General features: G+C 67.9%; 20 protein-coding genes and 2 tRNA genes. 12 read left to right on the forward strand and 10 right to left on the reverse strand.

Going from position 1 to position 26,061, the window contains the following annotated elements:
* Positions 1-26: 26 nt before the first annotated feature.
* From WIX41_RS15245 to WIX41_RS15255, 3 genes are all read right to left on the reverse strand, one after another.
* Positions 27-566 carry a lipocalin family protein gene (locus WIX41_RS15245; protein ID WP_339448916.1) on the reverse strand — a complete coding sequence of 180 codons (540 nt, stop codon included), beginning with the start codon at positions 564-566 and terminating at the stop codon, positions 27-29.
* Positions 567-861: 295 nt separating this feature from the next.
* Positions 862-937, reverse strand: a tRNA-Phe gene (locus WIX41_RS15250).
* Between the two features lie 184 nt (positions 938-1,121).
* Positions 1,122-2,312 carry a YbfB/YjiJ family MFS transporter gene (locus WIX41_RS15255; protein ID WP_339448917.1) on the reverse strand — a complete coding sequence of 397 codons (1,191 nt, stop codon included), beginning with the start codon at positions 2,310-2,312 and terminating at the stop codon, positions 1,122-1,124.
* A 74-nt stretch (positions 2,313-2,386) separates the two neighbouring features.
* On the opposite strand from WIX41_RS15255, the gene WIX41_RS15260 reads away from it, so the two are divergent.
* Complete coding sequence (locus tag WIX41_RS15260; RefSeq protein WP_339448918.1) at positions 2,387-3,208, forward strand: AraC family transcriptional regulator; 822 nt, start codon at positions 2,387-2,389, stop codon at positions 3,206-3,208.
* 106 nt (positions 3,209-3,314) lie between these two features.
* Positions 3,315-4,412, forward strand: a complete 1,098-nt coding sequence (locus WIX41_RS15265; RefSeq protein ID WP_339448920.1) for an alpha/beta hydrolase — start codon at positions 3,315-3,317, stop codon at positions 4,410-4,412.
* A 173-nt stretch (positions 4,413-4,585) separates the two neighbouring features.
* Here the strand turns inward: WIX41_RS15265 and WIX41_RS15270 are convergent.
* Positions 4,586-4,661, reverse strand: a tRNA-Ala gene (locus WIX41_RS15270).
* Between the two features lie 368 nt (positions 4,662-5,029).
* Here WIX41_RS15270 and WIX41_RS15275 point away from each other — a divergent pair.
* Positions 5,030-7,489, forward strand: coding sequence for a Cache 3/Cache 2 fusion domain-containing protein (locus tag WIX41_RS15275; protein ID WP_339448921.1), 2,460 nt, complete (start codon positions 5,030-5,032; stop codon positions 7,487-7,489).
* 101 nt (positions 7,490-7,590) lie between these two features.
* On the opposite strand, the gene rnd is transcribed toward WIX41_RS15275, so the two are convergent.
* A complete protein-coding gene (gene rnd / locus WIX41_RS15280) occupies positions 7,591-8,670 on the reverse strand; it encodes a ribonuclease D (RefSeq protein ID WP_339448922.1) in 1,080 nt (359 codons plus the stop codon).
* 82 nt (positions 8,671-8,752) lie between these two features.
* Here rnd and WIX41_RS15285 point away from each other — a divergent pair, with 82 nt between their 5' ends.
* Together WIX41_RS15285 and WIX41_RS15290 are read left to right on the forward strand one after the other, a co-directional pair.
* Entirely contained in the window at positions 8,753-10,621 is a 1,869-nt protein-coding gene (locus tag WIX41_RS15285) for a formylglycine-generating enzyme family protein (RefSeq protein WP_339448924.1), read from the forward strand.
* Positions 10,622-10,691: 70 nt separating this feature from the next.
* Positions 10,692-11,606: a M48 family metallopeptidase gene (locus WIX41_RS15290; protein WP_339448925.1), complete on the forward strand. Its 915-nt coding sequence runs from the start codon at positions 10,692-10,694 to the stop codon at positions 11,604-11,606.
* Positions 11,607-11,633: 27 nt separating this feature from the next.
* Here WIX41_RS15290 and xseA read toward each other — a convergent pair whose 3' ends face one another.
* Both xseA and queG read right to left on the reverse strand, forming a co-directional pair.
* Entirely contained in the window at positions 11,634-12,968 is a 1,335-nt protein-coding gene (gene xseA, locus WIX41_RS15295; RefSeq protein ID WP_339448926.1) for an exodeoxyribonuclease VII large subunit, read from the reverse strand.
* Between the two features lie 67 nt (positions 12,969-13,035).
* On the reverse strand, positions 13,036-14,124 hold the full coding sequence (gene queG, locus WIX41_RS15300; RefSeq protein WP_339448928.1) for a tRNA epoxyqueuosine(34) reductase QueG: 1,089 nt from the start codon (positions 14,122-14,124) through the stop codon (positions 13,036-13,038).
* 22 nt (positions 14,125-14,146) lie between these two features.
* Between queG and WIX41_RS15305 the strand changes: the two genes are divergently transcribed.
* From WIX41_RS15305 to WIX41_RS15330, 6 genes are all read left to right on the forward strand, one after another.
* Complete coding sequence (locus tag WIX41_RS15305) at positions 14,147-15,625, forward strand: NAD(P)H-hydrate dehydratase (protein ID WP_339448930.1); 1,479 nt, start codon at positions 14,147-14,149, stop codon at positions 15,623-15,625.
* Positions 15,626-15,630: 5 nt separating this feature from the next.
* Entirely contained in the window at positions 15,631-16,113 is a 483-nt protein-coding gene (tsaE, locus tag WIX41_RS15310; RefSeq protein WP_339448932.1) for a tRNA (adenosine(37)-N6)-threonylcarbamoyltransferase complex ATPase subunit type 1 TsaE, read from the forward strand.
* 88 nt (positions 16,114-16,201) lie between these two features.
* Entirely contained in the window at positions 16,202-17,794 is a 1,593-nt protein-coding gene (locus WIX41_RS15315; RefSeq protein ID WP_431197075.1) for an N-acetylmuramoyl-L-alanine amidase, read from the forward strand.
* 552 nt (positions 17,795-18,346) lie between these two features.
* Positions 18,347-20,206, forward strand: coding sequence for a DNA mismatch repair endonuclease MutL (mutL, locus tag WIX41_RS15320; protein WP_339448936.1), 1,860 nt, complete (start codon positions 18,347-18,349; stop codon positions 20,204-20,206).
* A gap of 11 nt (positions 20,207-20,217) precedes the next feature.
* Positions 20,218-21,153: a DUF1684 domain-containing protein gene (locus WIX41_RS15325; protein ID WP_339448938.1), complete on the forward strand. Its 936-nt coding sequence runs from the start codon at positions 20,218-20,220 to the stop codon at positions 21,151-21,153.
* Positions 21,154-21,158: 5 nt separating this feature from the next.
* Positions 21,159-22,100 carry a TraB/GumN family protein gene (locus WIX41_RS15330; protein ID WP_409187513.1) on the forward strand — a complete coding sequence of 314 codons (942 nt, stop codon included), beginning with the start codon at positions 21,159-21,161 and terminating at the stop codon, positions 22,098-22,100.
* An 83-nt stretch (positions 22,101-22,183) separates the two neighbouring features.
* Here WIX41_RS15330 and phaR read toward each other — a convergent pair whose 3' ends face one another.
* From phaR to gluQRS, 3 genes are all read right to left on the reverse strand, one after another.
* A complete protein-coding gene (gene phaR, locus WIX41_RS15335; RefSeq protein WP_339448941.1) occupies positions 22,184-22,714 on the reverse strand; it encodes a polyhydroxyalkanoate synthesis repressor PhaR in 531 nt (176 codons plus the stop codon).
* Between the two features lie 377 nt (positions 22,715-23,091).
* Positions 23,092-23,832 carry an acetoacetyl-CoA reductase gene (gene phbB, locus WIX41_RS15340; RefSeq protein WP_339448942.1) on the reverse strand — a complete coding sequence of 247 codons (741 nt, stop codon included), beginning with the start codon at positions 23,830-23,832 and terminating at the stop codon, positions 23,092-23,094.
* Positions 23,833-23,900: 68 nt separating this feature from the next.
* Positions 23,901-24,785, reverse strand: a complete 885-nt coding sequence (gene gluQRS / locus WIX41_RS15345) for a tRNA glutamyl-Q(34) synthetase GluQRS (protein ID WP_339448943.1) — start codon at positions 24,783-24,785, stop codon at positions 23,901-23,903.
* A 92-nt stretch (positions 24,786-24,877) separates the two neighbouring features.
* Between gluQRS and htpX the strand changes: the two genes are divergently transcribed.
* Positions 24,878-25,750, forward strand: coding sequence for a protease HtpX (htpX, locus tag WIX41_RS15350; RefSeq protein WP_339448944.1), 873 nt, complete (start codon positions 24,878-24,880; stop codon positions 25,748-25,750).
* Positions 25,751-26,061 lie beyond the last annotated feature (311 nt).

Below are 26,061 nucleotides of genomic sequence, written 5' to 3' on the forward strand. Positions count from 1 at the left end.
CATTCAGGTTTCAGGCGCGACGGCGATCAATCCACCGGCGCCATCACCTTCAGCGGCGCCAGGTCATATCCCATCGCTTCAGCCTTGTCCTTCAGGCTGGCGAACAGCGCCGCATCCATCCGCGGCGAGCGCGACAGGATCCACAGGTACTTGCGGTCCGGGTCACCGACCACCGCCCACTGGTAGTCGGGGTCCAGCGCGATCACCCAGTAATCGGCCCATACCAGCGGCACCCACGCCAGCCAGTCCGGCGCGAAGCGAACCTGCAGCTGGCCCGGTTTGCCTTCCACCGGCCGCGCCACGCCTTCGGTCGCAATGTGGTCGCCATCGCCGGTGCGGCACACGTTGTGCACGCTGATGCGGCCACCGGCGCGCAGCGCGTAAGTGGCGGTAATGTCGCCCACGCACTTCTTCTGGAACGACACCGGCAGGTGCGCGATTTCATGCCACTGCCCGGCGTAGCGGCCCATGTCCAGCTGCGGCACCGAGCGCACCGGCTCCACCGCGTGCGCAGTGAGGGAGGCCAGCAACAGTGCGGCGGCAAGTAGTGCAGGGCGAAGGCGCATGGAGGTCTCCCGGCAGGAGGCCCGAGCTTAGGGGGCGTGATGAGCCGAGGTGTAAAGGATTCGTCATCCCGGGCGCGGCGGACGGGTCTCCGCTGGCTAATGGATAGGCTGAATCAATCAGTTCAGTGGGGACGCGTACGCGAGCGGATATCTGGAGAGCGTGGGATGAGCAGCCCGCGCACGAACATTGCCGCCTCTGTTCGCGCGCGGGCTGCTTGATCGTCTGCAGGCCGTACTGCAGCCAGCACTTGTGCAAAAAAAAAAGACCTGCATTTCTGCAGGTCTTCAAATTTCATGGTGGCCGAGGACGGAATCGAACCGCCGACACGGGGATTTTCAATCCCCTGCTCTACCAACTGAGCTACTCGGCCACTTCATCGCTGCGTTGCCGCTGGCGAGGACGCGAATAATACGGAGGTCTGCAGGGTTCGGCAAGCGTTTCGACCAAAAAATTTCACATTCGTTGCTGCGGGCGCAACGTGGCGGCTTAAGTGTTTGATCGCGCGTGCGCGCCGCGCATGAACCGCTGTTCATCCACGCGCGCCGCGCACAGGCTCAGCGCGGTGCACGATCACCCGCGTCATCAGGCATGGCCGCCAGCAGGACGATGCCGATGGCCATGAAGATGGCCGCCAGCAGCAACGATGCCTGGTAGGAACCACTGCTGCGGGCCAGGGTGCCGGCCAGCGCCGGTGCCAGGATCTGGGCCACGCCATAACTGAGGGTGAGGTTGGCCATGGCCTTGGCCGGGTTGTGCGGGTAGTGGCGGCCGACCACGGTGAGGGTGAGGCTGACGATGCCGGCGAAGGTCAGCCCGAACAGCAGCGCGCTGCCCAGCCCGGCGGCCAGGCCGTTGTCCAGCAGCGGCAGTACGAACGAGGCGGCCTGCAGGGTGAAGGCCAGCATCAGGGCGCGGATCAGGCCGAGTCGCGCGGCAATGCGGTCCCACGCGAACGTGGACGGCACCGCCGCCAGCCCGACCAGTACCCACACCGCGCTGCCATGGCCACCGAAGGCGGGGGTCTGTTCGAGGATGGCGACAATAAAGGTGGCGCTGACCACGAAGCCGATGCCGGCGCAGAAGTAGGCCGCTACCAGCAGCTGGCGCCAGCGCCGGCTGGGCGGCGGCGGAGCCTGCGCGGCCTGGGCGGCCGAGCTCGGTGTGGGCGGCGGCATCCAGAACCATGCCGGGACGAGGAACATCGCGCCGAGCAGACCCAGCCAGGCCCATTGCGCGCTGGAATGGGCGTGCCCTGCCAGCAGGCCGGTGGCCAGCCCCGATACCACGATGCCCAGGCCCAGCCCGGCGAAATGCAGGCCCAGGCGTGGGCGCTGCTTGTTGGCCAGCAGCCAGTTCAGTACCAGCCCGGAAGCCAGCAGCAGCCCGGCGGTACTGGACAGGCCGGCCACGAAGCGCAGCAGGCCCCACAGCCAGGGCTGGGTGGTGGCCCCCATCAGGGCGGTAGCGACGACCGCCAGCACCAGGCCGATCCGGTAGAAGCGGAACTTCTGCTGCATGTCGCCCACGCGTGCGGCCAGCAGGGTGCCAAGCAGGTAACCCAGGTAGTTGAAGGTGGCCAGCCAGCCGCCCTGTGCGGCGCTGAGGCCGGCATCGACCCGCATCAGGGGCAGCAGCGGGGTGTAGGCGAAGCGGGCCAGCCCGACGGTGAGGATCAGCGCGCAGATCCCGGCGCCGATGACCTGCCAGGGCTGCAACGTGATGGGGTGGGCATGCGGTAGGGACATGGCGGGAGCCGAAGGGAAGCGTGGCCATGGTCGATCAGGCGCGTGGCGGCTGTCTTTCGATAGAATGCCGCATCATGTCGATCAGCAGCCACGAGGATTCTTCCGCGCTTGCCGGGCCCTGGAAGGAAGTCCCGGTGCCACCGCTACGTGCGCTGCCGTGGTCGGTGATGGCGCGCAGCCAGGAGCTCGCAGCCGGCGAGCGTTTCCCGCCACATGCGCACGACTGGAACCAGGTGGTGTTCGCCACCCACGGCGTGCTGCAGGTGACGGCGCGCAATGCGCGGCATGTGATCACCCCGCAGCAGGCGCTGTGGGTGCCCACCGGCATGGTCCATCACACTGGCGCACTGAGCGCGGCCGCTTTCCGCAACCTGTACGTGGCCGACGATCCGGCGCTGGGCATGCCGGACCAGTGCGCGGTGCTGGATGTGTCGCCGCTGCTGCGCGAATTGATCGTGGAGCTCGGGCAGGTGCGGCCGGAAGACGATGCGGTTTACTACACGCACCTGAGCGCGCTGGTCACCACGCAGCTGCGCCGCCAGCGCCAGCATGTACGCCACCTGCCGTGGCCGCAGGATGCGCGGCTGCAGCGCTGGTGCCAGGCACTGCACGACCAGCCTGCCGATGCGCGCGGCGTTGAGGAATGGGCGCGCATTCTGGGTGCATCGCCGCGTACGTTGGCGCGACACTTCGAGCGCGAGACCGGCATGAGCCTGCGTACCTGGCGCACCCGCCTGCGACTGCTGCGCGCGATCGAATGGCTGGCGCAGGGGCGCTCGCCGACCGCGATCGCGCATGAGCTTGGCTATGGCTCGGCGTCGGCGTTCAACTACATGTTCCGTGTCGAGATGGGCGTGAGCCCGCTGCAGTGGCGGCGATTGCGCGGCGTGGACTGACGAACGGCCGCCAACCAGGGACAACGCCGGCACATGACACAATCGGCGTACCGCTCCTGCCAAGGTACGTCCGCTGATGAGATACTGGAATGCCGGTTTGCTGTTCATGGCCGCTCTGTGGTTCTGCCCTTCGCTGCAGGCGGCTGGCCAGTCTGCCCCAGGCCCCCACACCCGTGCCGAGGCGACGAAGGTCATCGCCGACCTGCGCAAGGTGGTCGCCGACGACGGTATCGAGCGGCTGGAAAAAGTGCGCATCGGTGGGATCGACCAATGGGTCTCGATCCGCGGAAACGATCACCGCAACCCGGTGCTGCTGATGCTGCACGGCGGTCCAGGCTGGGTGGCCATGCCGACCAGCTGGTACTTCCAGCGCGGCTGGGAGGAGTACTTCACCGTTGTGCAGTGGGACCAGCGTGGTGCGGGCAAGACTTACGTTGCCAACGATCCAGGGCACGTCGCACCGACCATGACCCGCGAACGGATGATCGCCGACAGCGAGGAAATGGTGGCCTGGCTGCGCCGCGAGTTCGGCAAGGAAAAAATCTTCGTGCTGGGCCAATCATGGGGCAGCTACCTGGGGTTGGAACTGGCGCAGCGTCGGCCCGAGTGGCTGCATGCCTACATCGGCATCGGTCAGGTATCCAACGCCCCTGAAAGCGAGCGCCGGGGCTGGGCGTGGACGCTGCAGCAGGCCCGGGATGACGGCAACGCAGAGGCAGTGGCCGAGCTGGAAGCATTGGTGCCTTACGCGCAGGACAGCACGTCGGTGCCGCTGGAGAAATTGTTCAAGCAGCGCAAGTGGCTTAACCACTATGGCGGCATGGTTCACAACCGCCGAGGCGGTGATGCGGAAGCGGCTGCCATCAAACTCTCCCCCGAGTACACAGACCAGGACGTGGCCGGTATATGGAAGGGCAATGATTTCTCCATGCAGCACCTGCTCAGCGAGGTGCTGACCCTGGATATGTCAGCGGTGCGTGAGTTGAAGACCCCGTTGTTCCTGTTCCTGGGCAGGCATGACTACAACGTGTCCTCCGAGCTGGCCGCACACTGGTTCCAGACCGTCAAGGCACCCAGCAAGCACTTGGTGTGGTTCGAGCAGTCTGCGCACGAAGTGATGATCGAAGAGCCGGGCAAGACCTTGCTCACTCTCGTGCAGCTGGTCCGCCCCATCGCCGAGGGTGCAGGCGACGGCGCCCGCTGAAACCGTCGATGGGAACGGAACGGGAAACGGAAACGCCTTTCTACCGCCGGTCGGCGCATTGATTGGCGCATCGGTTGGGCGGCCAACGTGCATCCGTGCATCCACCAACGAAAAAGCCACCCGCTGGGTGGCTTTTTCGTTTCGCTGCCTTCCGGAGGACGACGGCGGGAATGTGGTGGAGCCAAGGAGGATCGAACTCCTGACCTCGTCATTGCGAACGACGCGCTCTCCCAGCTGAGCTATGGCCCCATGTGCACTGCTACGCGGCGTGGGCGCCGCGATGTGAACAAGTGTAGCGCCGCACGTACCACGCTGCCAAGCGTCTCGCGGCGAGTGCGGCCATCGGACCCGGGGCCGGGCAGCGCCGTTGGCCGCTTCCGTTTCTGAACGGAAAACCGGCTTTGTGAAGATGCGACCGGGGGCATTCCTTTTGTATCAATGGTTTGGTGGAATCGAAAGCCATGTGCTTGTCGTCTTTCCCTGCGTAAAGAGGACCACTTCGGTGCCGATAAGAAGTGTGACGAATTTCTCAAACATCCCCACTTCGAGCTCCAGCGATGATGACCCGTGCCGCCGCCGTTTTCTCTACTTCCATTGGCGCCCGCCTGGCGTTGCTGATGGGCCTGATCACTACCATGGCCTTCGTGGCGCTGGCAGTGCTGATTTACCGCCAAGCCGCAACCAGCTACCAGCAGCGGGTCGAAGCGGGCCTGCAATCGTCCACCGACCTGATGCGCGATTCAGTGGAACTGTACGACCGCAGCCTGAGCGACAGCACCGAACGCATGGCCGGCATCTTCCGCGCCATGTTGCCGGACGGCGAGCTCAGCGTGGACCCGGCCAGGACCGTGATCGTGGGCGAGCGCCAGACCCCGACGCTGCGTCTTGGCGCCGAGGTGCTCAACCTGCAGGAGGGGGCGGTGGACCGCTTCGCCGATGCCACCGGCGGCGGCGTGGCCACCGTATTCGTGCGCGACGGGGATGACTTCGTGCGCGTGTCCACCTCGGTGCGTAATGCCGAAGGCGCGCGTGCCATGGGTACCGTGCTTGACCATGCCAGCCCGGCCTACGCGAAGATGATTGCCGGAGAAGGCTTCACCGGTCCGGTAAGGCTGTTCGGGGTGGATTACATGACCCACTACATGCCGCTCAGGAACGCGGCGGGCGAGGTCGCCGGCATCGCTTTCGTCGGCCAGAACTACACAGACGGCCTGGCGGCACTGAAGGCCCGCCTGCGTGAGTCCACGCTGGGCAAGGAAGGCCACTTCCTGGCGGTCAACACGCGTGCGGGCGAGCAGTTCGGCACCGTGGTGGCCGGCTCCGCAGGCGAGGGGGAGACGCTGTCCGGGCTGGTCGATGCAAGCGACCGCGCCGAACTGGATGCGCTGCTGGCCGGCAAGGCTACCGAGGCCACGCTGCACCTGCGCACCGCGAAGGACGCTATCCCGCAGACCTACTTCGTCACCGCCCAGACTTACGGTCCGTGGCAGTGGACGGTACTCGGCCTGGAGCCCACCTCGGTACTGCAGACCGTCCTGCACAAGCTGATGCTGCAGATAGCCGTGGTTTCCGGGCTGGGCCTGCTGGCGGTGATCGTGGCGCTGGTGGTGGTGGTGCGGCGCCTGCTCACGGTGCCGCTGGCGCAGGCCGGCCAGGTCGCACGTGATGTGGCCGCCGGCCGCCTTGACCAGCGCATCGTGGTGCGCAGCCCGGATGAGGTGGGGCGCCTGATGGGCGCGCTGCAGCAGATGCAGGACAAGCTGCGCGAAATCATCCAGGCGCAGAACCAGATGGGCCAGCGCCATGCCGAGGGTGCGATCAGCCACCGGATCGATGCCAGCCGCTTCGAGGGCGAGTTCGGCACCATGGTGACCGGCACCAACGAACTGGTCGATGCGCATATCTCGGTGAAGATGCGCATGGTCGACCTGGTGCGCCGCTACGCCGATGGCGACCTGTCGGAGTCGATGGAACTGTTCCCCGGCGAAAAGGCGCGCATCACTGAAGCGGTCAACGGCGTGCGCGACCGCCTGCAGGCGATCAACGGCGAAATCAAGCACCTGGTCACCGCTGCCGCCGCTGGCGACTTCAGCGTGCGCGGCAATGCCGACGCCTACCAGCACGACTTCCGGGTAATGGTCCAGGGCCTCAACACCCTGATGATTACCGCCGACCGCAACCTCAGCGCCTTGTCCGGGCTGCTGCGCGCGCTGGCCGCAGGCGACCTGCGCGGCCGCATCGAGGGCCAGTTCCAGGGTGTGTTCGCCACCATGCGCGACGATGCCAACGCCACCGTGGCCCAGCTGACATCCATCGTGAGCGGCATACAGCAGGCGGCCGTGTCGGTGGCTACCGCGTCGGCGGAGATCGCCGCCGGCAACGACGACCTGTCGGCCCGCACCGAGCAGCAGGCGGCCAGCCTGGAAGAATCGGCCGCGTCGCTGGAAGAGCTCACCTCGGCGGTGAAGCAGAATGCCGACCACGCCCGCCGCGCCGACCGCCTGGCGGCCGAAGCGGTCGAAGTGGCCGCGCAGGGCGGCACGGCCGTGGCGCAGGTGGTGGCCACCATGGGCGGCATCGAGGCGTCTTCGCGCCGCATCGCCGACATCACTACCGTCATCGATGGCATCGCGTTCCAGACCAACATCCTGGCGCTCAACGCGGCGGTGGAAGCGGCGCGCGCTGGCGAAGAAGGCCGCGGCTTTGCGGTGGTGGCTTCCGAAGTGCGCGCACTGGCGCAGCGCTCGGCCAGCGCCGCCAAGGAAATCAAGACGCTGATCGAAGCATCGGTGGCGCAGGTGGCCGATGGCAGTGAACTGGCCAACCAGGCGGGGCAGACCCTGCAGCGCGTGGTGCAATCGGTAGGGGAGCTGGGTGGGTTGATCGAAGAAATTGCCAACGCCAGCCAGGAACAGGCGGCAGGGATCGAGCAGGTCAACCAGAGCATCGTGCAGATGGATGGCGTGACCCAGCAGAATGCTGCCCTTGTCGAGGAGGCGTCAGCCGCTGCGCGTACCTTGAACGCGCAGTCGTCCGGGCTGCAGCAATCGGTCGGGCAGTTCCACCTGGCCTCGTAGGGTCGCATCCCAATCGACCGCCGTGGTGATGATCACCACGGTAGGGCATGACCCAAACCGAAGCCGCCCCGTAGTGCCGGGCCACGCCCGGCACCAACCTCTCAACCGGCCGGCAACAACCCCTGCAGATGCGGCTCCAGCACCGCCTGCCTCCACCCGGCCAGCGCCTGCGGCCAGGTACGGCTTTCCAGATAGCTTTCCAGATGCTTGCGCGAGGCCAACACGCCATCGGGCAACTCCAGCTCGGCCGTACGCGCGCTCACCGCATCCTGCAGCCGCTTCAACGCCTGCTTGTTGCTCTCGGTGGCCGGCAGCGCCAGCGGTGCGTCCGCCTCATCGTGCAGCGGCGTTTCCAGCGCTTCCCAGACCTGCGCGGCCAGCTTGCGCGGCGCCTTCGGGAAGCCTTCCATCAGCTTGGCCAGTGCATCGGCATCCGCCGGTGGAGTGCGGGCGAGGACAGCAGCCAGTTCGTTGTCCAGGATCCAGCTGCGTGGCTTGTCGGTGGCACGGGCCTGCACGTCGCGCCAGCGCAGCAGGCGCAATAGGCGGCGCTGGGCGGAGGCGTCCATGAACTGCGCCGAGCGCATCGCCACGTGCGGCCAGCGCTCCTCGTCCTGCTCCACGCTGGCCAGCAGGCGCTCGGCGTCGTCCTGCAGCCACTGGCGGCGGTTGAGCTCGCCCAGTCTGGCATCCACCGCGTCGTGGATCGCGAACAGGTACTCCACGTCATCGGCGGCGTACTCCAGTTGCGCGTCCGAGAGCGGGCGGCGCATCCAGTCCGAGCGGGTCTCGCCCTTGGCCAGCGTTACACCTGTGATGGCGGTGACCAGCTTCTGGTAGCCCAGTCCACCGCCGATGCCGGCCAGCGACGCGCCGATCTGGGTGTCGAACAGCGGTCGCGGCAGCACCCCGCAGGCGACCTTGAAGGTGACCAGGTCTTCGCTGGCGCTGTGCATGATCTTCAGGATCGAGGTATCGGCCAGCCACGGTGCCAGGGCTTCGGTCATGCCGGGAGTGAGCGGGTCGATCAGCAGGATTTCATCGCCGACCGCCATCTGCACCAGCGCCAACTGTGGCCAGTAGGTGCGTTCGCGAATGAACTCGGTGTCCAGCCCGATGCGGGTGGGGCGCTGGCGGTAGCGCTCGTCCAGTTCCGCCGGGGTTTTGATCCAATAGGCCACGTTGGGGTTCCGTCTACTGCAGGTTTGCTCAGGTGAGGGAGAATAGCCTAACGTCGAGGCCGCCCCGCCGAAGGAACCCCAATTGCGTACTCCAGGCCCTGTCCCGCTGTTGTTGGCCGCGCTGTTGCTGGCCACGACCGCCTGCGCTCCCGAGGCGCCTCCGCCGCGCCCGGCGGCTGCGCGCCCGGCCGAGCCGGTCAAACGGGTCGACCCTGCACCGGGCCAGGTGACCATTGGCGGTGAAGACGCGGCCGAAACGGAGCAGCGCTGGCAGCCGCCGGCGGTGGCCATTGCCGACGACGGCGTGATCCAGGCGCGGCGTGATGCGGCCACGGCGTTCGACGCGGGCCGGCTGTACGCAACGGCCGCCGACGCCATTCCGATCTGGCTGGCGCTGCGCCAGCGCGATCCCGAGGACCGCCAGGCACAGGCCGGGTTGACGCGTGCGCGCCAGCGCCTGCTGCAGGACGCTTCGGCGCTGCTGGAACGGCCACTGCAGCAGCGCGAGGCGTTGGCCCAGGCCGCCGAGATGGCGTTGGTACTGCTGACCGTGGCCCCGGACGATCCCAAGGTGCGGCAGCTGCAGTCGCGCGTGGAAGTGGCCCAGCGGGTGATTGCCTACAACCGCGCCGGTGAAGACGACCTGCGCGCCGACCGGATCGGTGAAGACGGCGATGGCGCCATCCCCAACTTCCGCGAGGCGTTGGCGCTGCAGGCCGACAACGCGCGCGCGCGGCAGGGACTGGCCGCCGCCGAAAGCGCTCTGATCCGCCGGGCCGAAGCGGCCGCCCGCGCCGCCGACTTCACCGCCGCCGGCACCTGGCTGGCCGAGGCGGCCAAGGTGCGCGATTCGGCGCCGACCATTGCCGATGCGTTCGAACGGATCGAGACGATCCGCGCCGAGACGCTGGTGCGCCTGCGCGACGAAGGCCTGCGCGACCTGGCCACGCCGCAGGGCCTGAAGCCGGCGCGGCAGAAGCTGGAAGACGCGCTGCGCATCGCGCTGCCGGGCGACCCGGTGGTGGCCCAGCTGCGTGAGCGCATCGAACTGGTCACCCATTACGGCAGCTTCCGCCCACGCCAGGTCTTCAGCGACGCGCTGCGCGATGGAGGCCGTGGCCCGCAGATGATCGTGGTGCCGCACGGTGGTTTCCAGATGGGCGCCGGCGACAGCGAGCCCGGCGCCAGCGATGCTGAAAAGCCGTCTCATTACGTGCGCTTCGAACGCGGCTTCGCCATGGCGGTCACCGAAGTGACCGTGGCCGATTACCGCCGCTATGTGCAGGCCAGCAATGCCCGGCCGCGCGCCACCCGTCGCGGCCACTCGATCATCTACGACGAGCGCAGCGGCAACTTCACCCGGAGCAGCGGCGTGGACTGGCGCTCGGGCTACGACGGCACCCCGGCCATCGCCAATTCGCCGGTGATGCATGTGAGCGTGCGCGACGCCGAGCACTATGCGATGTGGCTGTCCGAACAGACCGGGCGTTCCTACCGGCTGCCCAGCGAGGCCGAGTTCGAGTACGCGATGCGCGCAGGCACCAGTGGCCGCTATCCGTGGGGCAACGCCGGTACGCCGCCACCGTTGTCGGGAAATTTCACCGGCGGTGAAGATGTCTCGCCGTCCGGCCGGCGCTGGTTCAACGCCTTCGTGGGCTACGGAGATGGCTGGTGGGGCCCGGCCCCGGTGGCCAGCTTCGAGCCCAATGCCTGGGGCCTGCACGACATGGCCGGCAACCTCAGCGAGTGGGTGGCCGATTGCTGGCACGCCAGCTACCGCAGGGCCCCGGCCGATGGCGTGGCCTGGTTCAATCCCGGTTGCCGGCAGCGGGTGATCCGCGGTGGCAACTGGGCCAATGCTCCCGAACAGACCCGCGCGGCCTGGCGGCAATCACAGGATTCGGACACGACCAGCGCCAGGATCGGTTTCCGTCTGGTTCGAGGTATCTGATTGCCCGGCTTGGCGCTAGGATTGCCCCCAATGCCGGCAGGGCGTGCCGGCCCCATCAGGAATTCCCAGGATGAGCAGCGATCCATTTGGCGGTCAGCAGCAGCAACGGGCGCGCCGCCCGGGCCTGTTCGGCAACATCCGCTGGTGGGTGCTGCTGGCGTTCGCCGGTTACGCGGCCTTCTACTGGTTCTCCAACCGCAGCGTGGACCCCTATACCGGCGAAAGCGTGTTGATCGACAGCTCGCTCGATGCCGACCAGGAAAAAGCGCTGGGGCTCCAGGCCTACCAGCAGATCCTGGCCGAAGAGCGCCCGCTGGACCCGAACGCGCAGGTATCGCGCGATGTACGCGCCATTGCCGAGCGCTTGATCCGCAAGGTCGACGTGGTCGAAACCGCGCTGGCCGAAGAACATGGCCTGAAGCCGGCGCATTTTTCGCGCGACTTCGAATGGGAGGTCAACGTGATCCAGTCCGACCAGGCCAACGCGTTCTGCCTGCCGGGCGGCAAGATGGCGGTGTATACCGGGCTGGTGCCGGTGGCGCGCACGGTGGATGCGATGGCGGTGGTGATGGGCCATGAAATCGCCCACGCGCTGCTGCGCCATGGCGCCCAGCGCATGGCCCAGCAGAAGTTGACCCAGATCGGGCAGATGGCCGGTGCCGCCAGCGGCATGGACCCGCAACAGCAACAGATGGTGATGTCGGCCATGGGGTACGGCTACCTGCTGCCCTACGCGCGCAGCCACGAAACCCAAGCCGACGAAGTGGGCCTGATGCTGGCGGCGGCAGCGTGTTTCGACCCGCGCGAAGCGGTTCCGCTGTGGGAACGCATGGGCCAGGCCAGTGGTGGCCAGGCCCCACCGGAATTCTCGTCCACGCACCCCAATCCGGGCACGCGCATCCAGAACCTGCAGGCCTTGATGCCCAAGGCCATGGAATACCGCCAACGGTTCTGTGAGACGGCAGGCGCCCCGGCAACCCCGTGATGTTGGGCAGCCACGCAGGGCGTGGCTCTACCGGGCTTTCACCACCACGTCGATGACGCCGTCCTGCACCCTGGCCTTCAACGTATCGCCGGGCGACACATCCAACGGCGACCGCACCAGGCGCCCATCATCTTCTCGGGTCAAAATCGCATAACCACGCGCAACCGTGGCCAACGGGCTCACCGCCTCCATCGACCGCGCCAAGGCGCGCAGGCGCACCGTATCGCGCTGCAGCTGCCGTGCCATGGCCGCATCAGCGCGCGGCTGCAGCCGCTGCAATCGCTGGTTCAGCGCATCCAGCTGGCGCTGCGGGTGCCCATTACGCAGCACCACCGCAGCATGCCGCAGGCGTGCCAGCCTGCGCTCGTGCTGCTGCTGCCATGCCCCGGCCAAACGCCGGGCCAGATCCTGCTGCCGACGTTGCAACAACTGCAACCGGTTCTGCGGGCTCTGCACGTTGAGTCGCAGCAGCGCGCGGTCCGCACGCTGCATCGCCTGGCTGAGCCCATGCCGCTGCAGCTGCACCAGTCGCGCCGCGAACCGGCGCAGGCGCAACTGCAGGTCGCGCTGGTCCGGCACCAGCAGCTCGGCGGCCACCGACGGCGTGGGTGCGCGCAGGTCGGCGGCGAAATCGGCCAGGCTGAAGTCGGTCTCATGGCCCACTGCCGACACCACCGGCGTGCGGCTTGCAGCAATGGCGCGGGCCAGCTGTTCGTCGTTGAAGGCCCACAGGTCCTCCATCGAACCGCCACCGCGGGTGAGCAGGATCACGTCGTAGCGGCCGCTGGCATCGGCACCGCGCAGCAACGCGGTGATCTGCGCGGCGGCACTGTCGCCCTGCACCAGGCTGGGCAGCAGGTCCACCTCCAGCAGCGGGAAGCGGCGCTCCAGCACGCTCAGCACATCGCGCACCGCTGCACCCGTGGGCGAGGTGATCACCGCCAACCGGCGCACGTGGGCGGGCAGGGCACGCTTGCGTTCGGCGGCGAACAGGCCTTCGGCTTCCAGCCGTGCCTTGAGTTGTTCATAAGCGCGGCGCAGCGCGCCTTCGCCGGCTTCTTCCATGTGGTCGAGCACCATCTGGTACTCGCCGCGTGCTTCGTACAGGGTCAGCCGGCCACGCGCGAGCACGCGCATGCCTTCGCGCGGCACGAACTTCAGCCACTGGCTCTTGGGCTTGAACAGCGCCGCGCGGATCTGCGCACGCACGTCCTTCAGCGTGAAATACATGTGGCCGGAGGCCGGGCGGGTCACGCTGCCCAGCTCGGCTTCCACCCATACCATCGGGAACGTGCCTTCCAGCAGGTCGCGGGCCAGGATGTTGAGCTGGCTGGGCGTGAGGATCTGCGCGCTACGGTCCATGAACGGTCAAACGGTACGAACGGGCGCCCATGGTCGCATGCCGGGGCCACGCGCGTGCGTGCGTCGGTCAGTCCGCGTTGTTCAGCCGGGTATGCTGTTGCAGTGCCCATTGCACGTGTTCGCGCACCAGCGCCGAGTCGTGGCTGGCGCGCGACTGCAGCGCGGCCAGCGTATCGGCATGGCCGGGCGCGTTGCCCAGCGCCACGGCGATGTTGCGCAACCAACGCTCGTGCCCGCTGCGGCGGATCGGGCTGCCTTCGGTGCGGCGCAGGAATTCGTCTTCCTCCCACGCGAACAGTTCGGCCAGCGTGGCGGTATCGAGCGCGTTGCGGGCGCGGAAGTCCGGCTCGTCGGTGCGCCGCGCGAACTTGTTCCAGGGGCACACCAGCTGGCAGTCGTCGCAGCCGTAGATGCGGTTGCCCATCAACGGGCGCATGTCTTCGGGAATGGCGCCGTCGTGTTCGATGGTCAGGTAGGAAATGCAGCGCCGCGCATCCAGCCGCTGCGGGCCGATGATGGCCTGGGTGGGACATACATCGATGCAGCGCGTGCAGGTGCCGCAGTGCGCGCCGGCTGGCGCATCCACTGGCAGGGGCAGGTCGATGTAGATCTCGCCCAGGAAGAACCACGAACCACCCTGGCGGTCGATCAGGCAGGTGTGCTTGCCGATCCAGCCCAGCCCGGCATTGCGCGCCAGGGCGCGTTCGAGCACCGGCGCCGAATCGACGAATACCCGGTAGCCGAACGTGCCGATCTCGGCGGCCAGTGCATCGGCGAACTTCTGCAGGCGGTTGCGCATCAGCTTGTGGTAATCGCGGCCCACCGCGTAGCGCGCGACATAGGCGCGGTCAGCGTTATGCAGGGTGTCCCAGGCCTGCGCATCGTCCTTGTGGCCGTAATCCATGCCTACCGAAATCACCCGCACGGTGCCGGGCAGCAGTTCGGCCGGGCGTGCGCGCAGCGTACCGTGGCGCGCCATCCAGTCCATGGTGCCGTACAGGCCCTGGCCCAGCCAGTCGGCCAGGTGCGCTTCGTCTTCGGCCAGGTCGATGCCGGAAACCCCGCAGCGCTGGAAGCCATGTTGGCGCGCAAGCGCACGCACCCGTTCGGCGGCACGGGCCAGGTCGAGCGGGGCGGGCAGGGGAACGGCGGACATGCGGCAAGTATAGAATCCCGGCATGCACGAACTCGATGAACTGTTCGATGTCGCCGCCGCGCGCCGTCTCGACGCCCAGGCCAGCGCGCTGCTGGGTGATGGCGGCGCGGGGCTGATGGAACAGGCCGGCACTGCCGCCTGGCAATGCCTGCTGGAGCGCTGGCCGCAGGCGCAGCGGGTGTGCGTGGCGGTCGGTGCCGGCAACAACGGCGGCGATGGCTATGTGCTGGCGCGGCTGGCCCGGCTGGCCGGGCGCCAGGTGCAGGTGCTGCTGATGGCCGACGCTGGCGCGCGTACCGCGCTGGCCGAGCGCGCCCGCGCCGCTTATCTGGCCGCGGACGGGCGGGAAACGGTGTTCGACCACGCGCTGCCGCCCGCCGATGTCGTGGTCGATGCCCTGTTCGGGATCGGGCTCAACCGCGCCCCGGCCGGGGAGGCCGCGCGCCTGATCGCGGCGATCACACACAGCGGCCTGCCGGTGCTGGCGCTGGATGTACCCAGCGGCGTGGATGCGCGCAGCGGCGCGGTACCGGGCGTGGCGGTGCGGGCGACGCTCACCGTGCAGTTCATCGTGCGCCACCAGGGCCTGTATACCGGCGCTGCGCTGGAATACATCGGCGGGCGCCGCCTCGCACCGCTCGCCCTGCCGGACGGTGCGCAGGACGGCGTGGCCGCCAGCGCATGCCTGTGGGCCCCTGCGCGCTTGGCCGCCCAGCTGCCGCCACGTCGCGCCAACACGCACAAGGGTGAATCGGGCCACGTGCTGTGCGTGGGCGGCAACGTCGGCAGTGGCGGGGCGGTGATGCTGGCGGCCGAATCGGCGCTGCGCGCTGGCGCCGGGCTGGTCAGCGTGGCCACCCAGCCGCAGCACGTCGCGCCGCTGCTGGCGCGCCTGCCCGAAGCCATGGCGCATGCCGTGCAGGACGCACAGGAACTGCGCGCGTTGCTGCCGCGTGCGAAGGTCATTGCGATCGGTCCCGGGCTGGGCCAGGACGACTGGGCGCACGAGCTGTGGCGGCAGGTGCTGGCCAGCGGCAAGTCCCTGGTGATCGATGCCGACGCGTTGAACCTGCTGGCCGTTACGCCGCATGCGCTGCACGACGCGATTCTTACCCCGCACCCGGGCGAGGCCGCGCGCCTGCTGGGCATCGACACCGCGCAGGTGCAGGCCGATCGCTTCGGCGCCGCTGCCGCGCTGGCGGCCCGTTTCAATGCCGTGGTGGTGCTCAAGGGCGCCGGCACGGTGATCGCCGCACCGCATGCGCGGCCCCGCGTCATCACGGCCGGCAACCCGGGCATGGCCGTGGGTGGTATGGGCGACCTGCTTACCGGCATCATTGCCGCGTTGCGCGCGCAGGGGCTGGACGCCTTCGACGCGGCCAGCAGCGGCGCGCTGCTGCACGGCCTGGCCGGCGATGACGCCGCCAGCGAAGGCCAGCGCGGCCTGCTCCCCACCGACCTGCTGGTGCCGCTGCGCCGGCGGGTGAACCCGGAACCGTGACCCCCATGATTGAGTTCCTCCTGGCCGTACCGCAGGACACCGACCTGCTCGGGCAATGGCTGGCCGCCACCCGGCCACCGCACGCGGTGGTGCAGCTGCAGGGCGATCTGGGCGCCGGCAAATCGACCCTGGCCCGAGCGCTGCTGCGCGGGTTGGGCGTGCAGGGCACTATCCGCAGCCCGACCTATACGTTGGTCGAGCGCTACCCGCTGGCCGGCGGACATGAGGCCTGGCACCTCGACCTGTACCGGATCGGACATGCCGAAGAGCTTGATTTCCTGGGCCTGGACGAAGGCAGTGCCTCGCTATGGCTGGTCGAATGGCCCGAGCGCGGGGAAGGCGCGCTGCCGCCGACCGACCTGATTGTCGCGCTGGAGATAGAAGGGCAGGGCCGTCGCGCCCGGCTCAGCGCAGCCAGTGCCGCAGGACGTGAATGGCTGGATCGGCTGCCGCAAGGGGGCGACTTGCAGGCCCTTTCTGTGGGGTGACACTAGGAAACACCCCCAGGTTACGGATTATTAAGGGAAAAGGTGTTGCATTTCATTCAGCGCAGTGATTGAATCCGTACCCATGCCAATGGGGAAGCCACTCACTGCCATCTGCGCCGCCGTCGGACTCTGTCTGGCGAGCGCGATGTCGTGGGCCGGCGAAGTCCGCCAGGTGGCCCTGGAGACCGGTTCCACCGGCACCCGCGCCGAGATCGCGCTGTCCGGCAGCGGTGGTTACAAGACCCTGACCCTGGCCGGCCCGAACCGGCTGGTGGTCGATTTCCCCGATTCCAGCGCGGTGCGCAACCTCAAGCTGCCTGCCCCCAAGGGCGTGGTCACGGCGGTGCGCACCGGGCAGCCGGTGCCTGGCACGTTCCGGGTTGTGTTCGACCTGGCCGAGTCGGTGGCGCCGTTCAAGCCGCAACTGGTCAAGCAGGGCGAGGACTCGCGGCTGGTGATCGAATGGCCGGGCGATGCGCCGGCCAGCGTTGCCAGTGCTGCAGCGACCCCTGCAGCGGCAAACGACGCGCCTGCGCCGGCTCCGGTGGCCGCTCAGCCGATGGCTGCGCCCGTTCCCGCAACGACCCGGACGTTGCCGCCCACGCCAGCCGAAGCCGCGCAGGCGCGCAATGACGCTGCCCGCGCTACCGCGCTGCTGACCGCCTCGGTGCGGCAGCAGGCCAGCGCCAGCGCCGCCACCCCGGTGCCCACGCCCGCTGCGCCGACCGCGACCACGGTCAACGTGGCCGCGGCCGGTACCGCCAACGCGGCCAGCAATTCCACCTCGCCGGCAGCGATTCTGGCTGGGCAGCCGACGGCGGCCAACGTACCGGCCCCGGTGCCGACCACCGGGGTGCCGGCTCAGCCGCCGCGCCCGGTGATGCCCAGCGATGCCTCGCGCATCAAGATGCAGTCGGGCATGCGCCCGCTGGTGGTGGCGATCGATCCCGGCCACGGCGGCCAGGATCCGGGCGCCGTGGGCCCGACCGGCAAGCGCGAAAAAGACATCACCCTGGCCGTGGCGCGTGAACTGGCGCGCCAGGTCAATGCCACGCCGGGCCTGAAGGCGTTCCTGACCCGCGATACCGACGTGTTCATTCCACTGCCGATGCGTGCGCAGAAGGCGCGTTCGGCAAAGGCCGACATCTTCATTTCGATCCACGCCGACGCGGCGGAAAACCGCGCGGCCACTGGTTCGTCGGTGTACGTGCTGTCGACCAAGGGTGCTTCGTCGCAGCGCGCGCGCTGGCTGGCGGACAAGGAAAACGCGGCCGACCTGGTCGGTGGCGTGCGCCTGCAGCAGACCGAGGGCACGTTGGCCAACGTGCTGCTGGACCTGGCCCAAAGCGGTTACATGAAGGCCTCCGAAGATGCGGCCGGGCATGTGCTGGGCGGTCTGAAGCGGATCGGCAAGAACCACAAGCCGAACATCGAACGCGCCAACTTCGCGGTGCTGCGCACCTCGGACATGCCGGCGATGCTGGTGGAAACGGCCTTCATCTCCAATCCGGATGAAGAGCGCCGCCTGATGGACCCGGCCTACCAGCGCCAGATCGCCGGTGCGGTGCTGGATGGCGTGCATACGTTCTTCAGCCGGCAACCGCCACCGGGTACGCTCTACGCGGCCCGCGCCCAGGCCGAAATAGACGCCGCCAGCACGGTCGCCGGCGGCAGCAAATAAAAAACCCGCTTCGGCGGGTTTTTGTTCGTGGCGTCTGCCCGGACCCAACGTACCCACTGGGGGCCCATGGTTGATTGATCCGGGTATCCGGACGTTACGTAACGGTTCGTAGCCCCGAAGAGAACGGCAGGAGCCGTTCTCAACGGCGCGACGCGCCGGCCCGGAGGGTGACCGCCAGGACGGCGGGCATAACGTTGGCCGGACACCGCGCGCAGCGCGGCCCAAGCGTCCGGAGGCATTCACGTGATGACCGCGTCCAACCTTCCGGCGTTTAGAGCGTCCGAAGCGGTAGCGCCGGCCGTTGGCCGGCTGCTCTTCGTTCCGGGGTCATGAACGCCTGACGGTCGGCTTCGGATCGTCTAAACGCCGGATGGAATATCGGAACCGCGTTTTTGCGTCTTCGGACGCTTGGGCCGCGCTGCGCGCGGTGTCCGGCCAACGGCCGGGGCTACGAATTTTTACCGGCCCATGGGGATCGGGATCAATCGACCATGGGCCCATTGGCCAATCGGTATCGGAATCCACCCCCACGATCCGGATATCATTCACCGCATGACCATCCGCCAACTTCCCGAAATCCTCATCAACCAGATCGCAGCAGGCGAGGTCGTCGAACGCCCGGCGTCGGTGGTCAAGGAACTGGTGGAAAACGCACTGGATGCCGGCGCCACCCGCGTCGATATCGACCTGGAAGAAGGCGGGGTGCGGCTGATCCGCATCCGCGACGACGGCGGCGGCATCGCGCCGGAAGAACTGGCGCTGGCGGTGTCGCGGCATGCCACCAGCAAGATCGCCAGCCTGGATGACCTGGAAGCGGTGGCCACGCTGGGCTTCCGTGGCGAAGCGCTGCCGTCGATCGCCTCGGTCAGCCGCTTTACGCTGGCCTCGCGCCGGCGCAGCGACGAGCACGGCTCGGCGCTGCAGATCGAGGGCGGCAAGCTGGGCCAAGTCACCCCGCGCGCGCACGCGCCGGGCACTACGGTGGAAGTGCGCGAGCTGTTCTACAACGTGCCGGCACGCCGCAAGTTCCTGCGTGCCGAGCGCACCGAACTGGGCCATATCGAAGAATGGCTGCGTTCGCTCGCGCTGGCCCGCCCGGATGTGGAGCTGCGCGTTTCGCACAACGGCAAGCCGTCGCGGCGCTACAAGCCCGGCGACCTGTATTCCGATGCACGGCTGGGCGAAACGCTGGGCGAAGACTTCGCCGCCCAGGCCATGCGCGTGGACCACAGTGGTGCCGGTCTGCGCCTGCATGGCTGGATCGCGCAGCCGCATTATTCGCGCGCCAGCACGGACCAGCAGTACCTGTACGTTAACGGCCGTTCGGTGCGCGACCGCAGCGTGGCCCATGCGGTGAAGATGGCTTATGGCGATGTGCTGTTCCATGGCCGCCAGCCGGCCTATGTGCTGTTCCTGGAGCTGGACCCGACCCGCGTGGACGTCAACGTGCACCCGGCCAAGCACGAAGTGCGCTTCCGCGATTCGCGCCTGATCCATGACTTCGTCTACCGCACGTTGAAGGAAGCGCTGGCCGAAACCCGCGCGGGGATGACCGCGACCGGTGCAGGCAGCGAGGGCGTTGCCGGGATCGCCGCGCCGGCCCATGCCGGCGCGGCCGCTGGCACCGGTTACGCATTGGCTGGCGGTGGCAGTGGCGGTGGCATGGGCAACCCGGCCTGGCGCCCGCAGCAATCGCCGCTGGGCCTGCGCGTGGCAGATGCGCCGTCGGCCTATGCCGCGCTGTATGCGCGCCCGGCGGGCAGCGACGCATCGCTGCCGCCGATGCCCAGCGAACAGGGCCTGCCGGTGACCGCCGCCGACAGCGGCGTGCCGCCGCTGGGCTACGCGGTGGCACAGCTGCACGGCATCTACATCCTGGCCGAGAATGCCGAAGGCCTGATCGTGGTGGACATGCACGCCGCCCACGAGCGGATAGGCTATGAGCGGCTCAAGACCGCGCACGATGCCACCGGGCTGCACGCACAGCCGCTGCTGGTGCCGATCACCCTGGCGGTGGGCGAGCGCGATGCCGATACCGCCGAACGCGAAGCCGATACGCTGACCGCGCTGGGGTTCGAGATCACCCGTTCCGGCCCCGGTTCGCTGCACGTGCGCAGCATTCCGGCGCTGCTGGCCAATGCCGAACCGGAAGGCCTGCTGCGCGATGTGCTCACCGACCTGCGCGAGCACGGCCAGAGCCGGCGCATTGCCAGTGCACGCGATGAACTGCTTTCGACCATGGCCTGCCACGGCGCGGTGCGCGCCAACCGGCGCCTGACCCTGCCGGAAATGAACGCGCTGCTGCGCGACATGGAAATTACCGAGCGGTCCGGCCAGTGCAACCACGGCCGGCCGACCTGGGCCCGTTTTTCACTGGCGGAAATCGACCGCTGGTTCCTGCGCGGACGTTGAAGGGGAGCACGATGCGTAATTGGGGATGGGGACTCGGCGCGGCACTGCTGGCGCTGGGCCTGGTGGGTTGCGGCGACAAGGAAACCGCGCCGGCACCGGCAGCGGTGGATCCGGCGTTCGCCGCCGAACAGCAGCAATGGCGGCAGCAGCGCTACACCGAACTGCAGGCGCCCGATGGCTGGACCAGCCTGGTGGGCCTGCACTGGCTGGAACACAAGGCGCACTACATCGGCAGCGGCCCGGGCAGCGGCATCCGTCTGGCAGTAGGCCCGGCCAAGCTGGGCATGGTGGCGCGCCGTGGCGATACGCTGACCTTCACGCCCGAGCGCGGCGTGGCGGTCAGCGTGGACGACAAGCCGGTCACCGGGCAGATCCGTTTCCAGAGCGACCGCGATCCGGAGCCGACCCGGATTGCCTTCGATGATGGCAAGGGTCAGCTCAGCCTGATCCACCGTGGCGAGCGCTATGCGCTGCGGGTCAAGCACGCCGACGCCTATTCGCGCAGCGGTTTCACCGGCCTGACCTACTGGCCCGGCGGTCCGGACTGGCAGGTGACGGCGCGCTTCGTTCCGCACCCGGCCGGCAAGACCCTGCCGATCGTGGACATCACCGGCCTCACCACCGACATGCCCAATTCGGGCGCGCTGGAATTCGAGCGTGACGGCAAGACCTGGCGGCTGGAAGCGCTGGGCGAACCGGGTCGCGAGCTGTTCGTGATCTTCGGTGACCGCACCAGCGGACATGGCAGCTACCCGGCGGGCCGTTACCTGGACCTGTCCGAGCCGGATGCCAGCGGCAAGGTGCTGATTGATTTCAACCACGCCTACAACCCGCCGTGTGCGTTCACCCCGTTCGCCACGTGCCCGCTGACCCCACCGGAAAACCGCCTGGACCTGAAGGTCGAAGCGGGTGAACAGGTGTACCACGCACCCGAGGGAGGGGTTTGAGCATGATGATGCTGAAGCGACTGGCAGCCCCATTGCTGCTGGTCACCGGCCTGCTGCTGGGCAGCGCCACGGCGATGGCGGCCGCACCGGCGGCCCCGTCCACCGCGCCAGTGCCGCTGCTGTGGAAGGTGACCGGCCCGGGCGACAGCCGCCTGTACCTGTTGGGCTCGTTCCACCTGCTGCGCGCCGACGATTACCCGCTGGCGGCCGACGTGGACCAGGCCTTCGCCGAGTCCAGGCGCGTGGTGTTCGAACTCTCGCCGCAGGACATGCAGTCGCCGGACCTGACCCGCAAGATGCTGCAGGCAGCGATGCGCACCGATGGCAGCGAACTCAAGCGCGACCTCGATGCCCCCACCTGGACCAAGCTGCAGGCTTACGCGCGCGACAACAATCTGCCGCTGGCGCAGTTGCAGGGCATGAAGCCGTGGTTCGTCGGGCTGACCATCACCCTGTCGCAGTTTGCCAAGATGGGGCTGGACCCGGCGCTCGGCCTGGACCGCCATTTCATGACGCGCGCCGCCGATGCGGGCAAGCCGAGCAGTGGGCTGGAAGACATCGATACGCAGGTGGCGGTGCTGTCGGGCATGTCGGCGCAGGAGCAGCAGCAGATGGTGGCCGAGGCGCTGGACCAGGCCGACCAGGCTGATGCCATGGGCCGCAAGCTGCACGACGCCTGGCGCCGTGGCGACGACAAGCTGCTGTGGACGTCCATGGCCGCGGAAATGCGCGGCGAGTACCCGCAGCTGTACCAGCGCATCAATACCGACCGCAACGACGCCTGGGTACCGAAGCTGGAGCAGCAGCTCAAGGCCGGGCAGGGCGGCACGCTGGTGGTGGTGGGGTCGCTGCACCTGCTGGGCGACGATGGCGTGGTGGAGAAGCTGCGCGCCAAGGGTTACCAGGTGGAACGGGTCTGCACCGGGTGCGCCAAGCCCAAGCGCTGATCCAGTGGTGCCGGAAACGAAAAAGGCGCGGCCGGGAGGCTGCGCCTTTTTTCATCCAGCCCGGCGGTGCCGGGCGAAGGGGGTCAACGGCGGGTCTTGCCGGCCGTGGGTGCCTCGGGCTTGCCGGTGCCGGTACCCGTACCGGTGCCGGTCGAGGTGCCCGGCGGACGCGGGCCGAAACCGCCACCCATGTTGCGCTGGAAGTCCTGCCACAGCTCCATGTTGCGCTCGGTGAGCTGGTTCATCATTGCCCACGGGGTCTGGCCGAGCAGGTTGCCCATCTGCTGGCGGAACTGCTGCTGCTGGTCCAGGAAGACCTGCATGCTGCGCTCCAGGTAGTTGCCCATGAAGCCCTGCAGCGAATCGCCATAGAACCGGATCAGCTGGCTGAGCAGCTGGGTGGAGAGCATGGGCTCACCGTCCTGTTCCTGGTCGGCGATGATCTGCAGCAGCACCGAGCGGGTGAGATCATCGCCGCTCTTGGCGTCGCGGACTTCGAAGTCTTCACCGTCCAGGATCAGCTGGCGCACGTCCTCGATGGTGATGTAACTGGAAATCTCGGTGTCGTAGAGACGGCGGTTCGGATACTTCTTGATGATGCGGTTCGCAGCCATGAAGCAATCACTCGTCAGCGTAAGCGCGAAGCATGGCGCAGCGCAGCAGGCGTTGCAACCTCCTTTGGTCATGAAGCTGGATTCTTCATGCTGCGCAGCATGGGTGCAGCATTTTCTGGTTGTCGCAACGCCTGCTGCGCTTGCCCAAGCTTTGCTGCGCAAAGCTCGGGCCCCTGCGGCATGCCGCCTTAACCCCGCGCCTTTATGCCCGCCATCCCTGGCGGGCACCCTCCGGGCCGCCATACGGCGTTGGGAATCGCTCCTGCGGTGGGCGGGCGGGTGAAGTGCGGCATTTATGTGCGCGGCATGCCGGTATGCCGGTAGCGCCGGCCGTTGGCCGGCCTTGGGAAACCTGGAGGTGCGTAACGGTGTAACCGTTACCAGCCCATGTGGTGGCCGCCGTTGATGTCCAGGTTCGAGCCGGTGATCCAGGAGGCTTCTTCGGCGACCAGGAAGGCGACGGCGTAGGCGATTTCCTCGGGCTTGCCGAGGCGGCCGGTGGGGATGTCGGCGATGATCTTGGCGCGTACTTCGTCGGGCACGGCCATCACCATGTCGGTGGCGACGTAGCCGGGGGAAATGGTGTTGACGGTGATCCCGAAGCCGGCGTTCTCGCGTGCCAGCGAGATGGTGAAACCGTGCATGCCGGCCTTGGCGGCGGCGTAGTTGGCCTGGCCGTACTGGCCCTTCAGGCCGTTGATGGAGCTGATCTGGATCACCCGGCCCCAGCCGCGCCGGCGCATGCCTTCAATGACCGGGCGGGTGACGTGGAACACCGAGTTGAGGTTGGTGTTGATCACATCGTGCCACTGGTCGGCGCGCATGCGGTGGAAGGTGGTGTCGCGGGTGATGCCGGCGTTGTTGATCAGGATCTCGATGGGCCCGAGCGCGGCTTCCACCGCGTGCACCATCTGTTCGGCGCTGGCCGCATCGGAGACGTCGCCGGGGAAGATCGCCACGTCGCAGCCGCGCGCCAGCATCTTCTCGCGCCAGGCCAGGGCCTTGGCTTCGTCGCGGTAGTTGGTGGCAACCCGATGGCCCTGGTCGGCCAGGTATTGGCAGATGGCAGTTCCGATACCGCCGGTACCGCCGGTGACCAGTGCGACGCGAGATGTCATGAGCAGCTACTCCGGGGCCAGCAGGGGGGGAAAGCGATTCTGCAACATCGCGGCGAAAAATGGGTGGCTTACCGGGTGTCCACGTCAAGCCGGATGTCACCCGGTGGCAATCGCGCCGGGTCGAAGCCGTCAACGGCCCGTTCCAGCAGCTCGGCAACGCTGCGGCAACCTGCCAGCCACGCGGGAACCTGACCGAGCTGCGCCCATGCCCGCTGCAGGGCCGGCAGGGGATGGGCGGCATCGACTGGGCGCGCGGCGGCGGATTTGGACAGTTTGACCCCGTCAGGCTCCAGCAGCAGCGGCAGGTGCAGGTAGCGCGGGGTGGGCAGGCCCAGCGCTTGCTGCAGCAGGATCTGGCGCGGGGTGGAGTCGAGCAGATCGGCGCCGCGTACCACGTCGGTGATGGCCTGGTCGCCATCGTCGACCACCACGGCCAGCTGGTAGGCCCAGTAGCCATCGGCGCGGCGCAGGACGAAATCGCCGACCTCGGCGTGCACGTCCTGCCGGATCGTCCCGCGCAGGCCGTCCTGGAAGGCGGCCACGCTGCCGGGCGGCGCGCGCAGGCGAATGGCCGGTCGTGGGCGTTCGGTACGTGCCACGCAGTAATGATGAATACCGTGCTGATCGGCCAGCTCGGTGCGGCTGCAGTGGCAGGCGAAGGCTTTGTCTTCGGCCAGCAGTCGGTCCAGCGCGCTCTGGTACAGGGCGTCGCGCTGGCTCTGGTAGACAATGGTGTCATCGCTGACCAGGCCGAAGGCGGCCAGGGCACCGAGTTGCTGGTCGATGGCGCCAGGCACGGTGCGGGGCGGGTCGACGTCTTCAACCCGCACGAGCCATTGCCCGCCGGCATGCCGGGCCAACAGCCAGCTGCCAAAGGCGGCGAGCAGCGAGCCGGCATGGAGCGGGCCGGTGGGTGAGGGGGCGAAGCGCCCGCGGTAGGCGGTCATGGACATGAACTATGAATCGTCGGTCAGGTTGCGACTTGAATTCAACATGAAGTCCCCGCAGATTTGCAGCAACACCCACCCAAAAGCGTCCTTTTCCCATGTTCAGTCGTATTGCTCTGTTCCTCGCGACCAACTTCGCCGTGCTGATCCTGGCCAGCGTGGTGATGCGCCTGCTGGGGGTCAACCCCACCCAGATGAGCGGTCTGCTGGTCTTTGCGGCCATTTTCGGCTTCGGCGGGTCGCTGGTCTCGCTGCTGCTGTCCAAGTGGATGGCCAAGCGTTCCACCGGCGCGGTGGTGATTACCGAGCCGCGCAACCCGACCGAGCGCTGGCTGCTGGCCACGGTGGAGCGCCAGGCGCGTGAAGCCGGTATCGGCATGCCGGAAGTGGCGGTCTATGACGGCCCGGAAATCAATGCGTTCGCGACCGGCGCCAACCGCAACAATGCGCTGGTGGCGGTCTCCACGGGCCTGCTGCAGAACATGAGCGAGGACGAGGCCGAGGCGGTACTGGGCCACGAAATCGCGCATGTGGCCAACGGCGACATGATCACCATGGCGCTGCTGCAGGGCGTGCTCAACACGTTCGTGATCGTGCTGGCGCGCGTGGTCGGCGGGATCATCGACAGTGCGCTGTCGGGCAACCGCGAAGGCGGCGGCCGTGGCTTTGCGTACTTCATCATCGTGTTCGTGCTGGAAATGGTGTTCGGCCTGTTCGCCACCATGATCGCCATGTGGTTCTCGCGCCACCGTGAGTTCCGCGCCGACGCGGGCGGCGCGCACCTGGCCGGCCGCCAGAAGATGATCGCCGCACTGGAGCGTCTGAAGCTCAATCACGGCCAGAGCACCCTGCCGACCCAGATCGCCGCGTTCGGCATCGCCGGCGCCACCGCCAAGAAGCTGTTCCTGAGCCACCCGCCGCTGGAAGAGCGCATTGCCGCGCTGAAGGCCGCGAGCAACACCGTGGCGTGATGCGGTCCTGGAAGTTTGCTGCGAACGCCCGGCCTTTGGTCGGGCGTTTTCTTTTTCCGCTGAGAGGCGCTGGCTTTTCATTCTCTGCGCGCGGGGGAGCGGGGTGGAGGGGGTAGCGGGGCACGCGTGAACCCATCCATGGGGCTTATCGCAGCATCCATGCTGCTCAAAGCCCCGCTACCCCCTCCACCCCGCTCCCCCAGACGGTTGTGCATCGGCGGACAGGAAGTCAAAGGCAGGTGGCACAGGATCGATCGAGCCACAGCTCCCCGAACGAATCGGGTTCGCGCGTTCCGCTTTTGATCTTGTAT

The organism is Stenotrophomonas sp. AB1(2024), from assembly GCF_037482345.1.
Lineage (GTDB): Bacteria > Pseudomonadota > Gammaproteobacteria > Xanthomonadales > Xanthomonadaceae > Stenotrophomonas.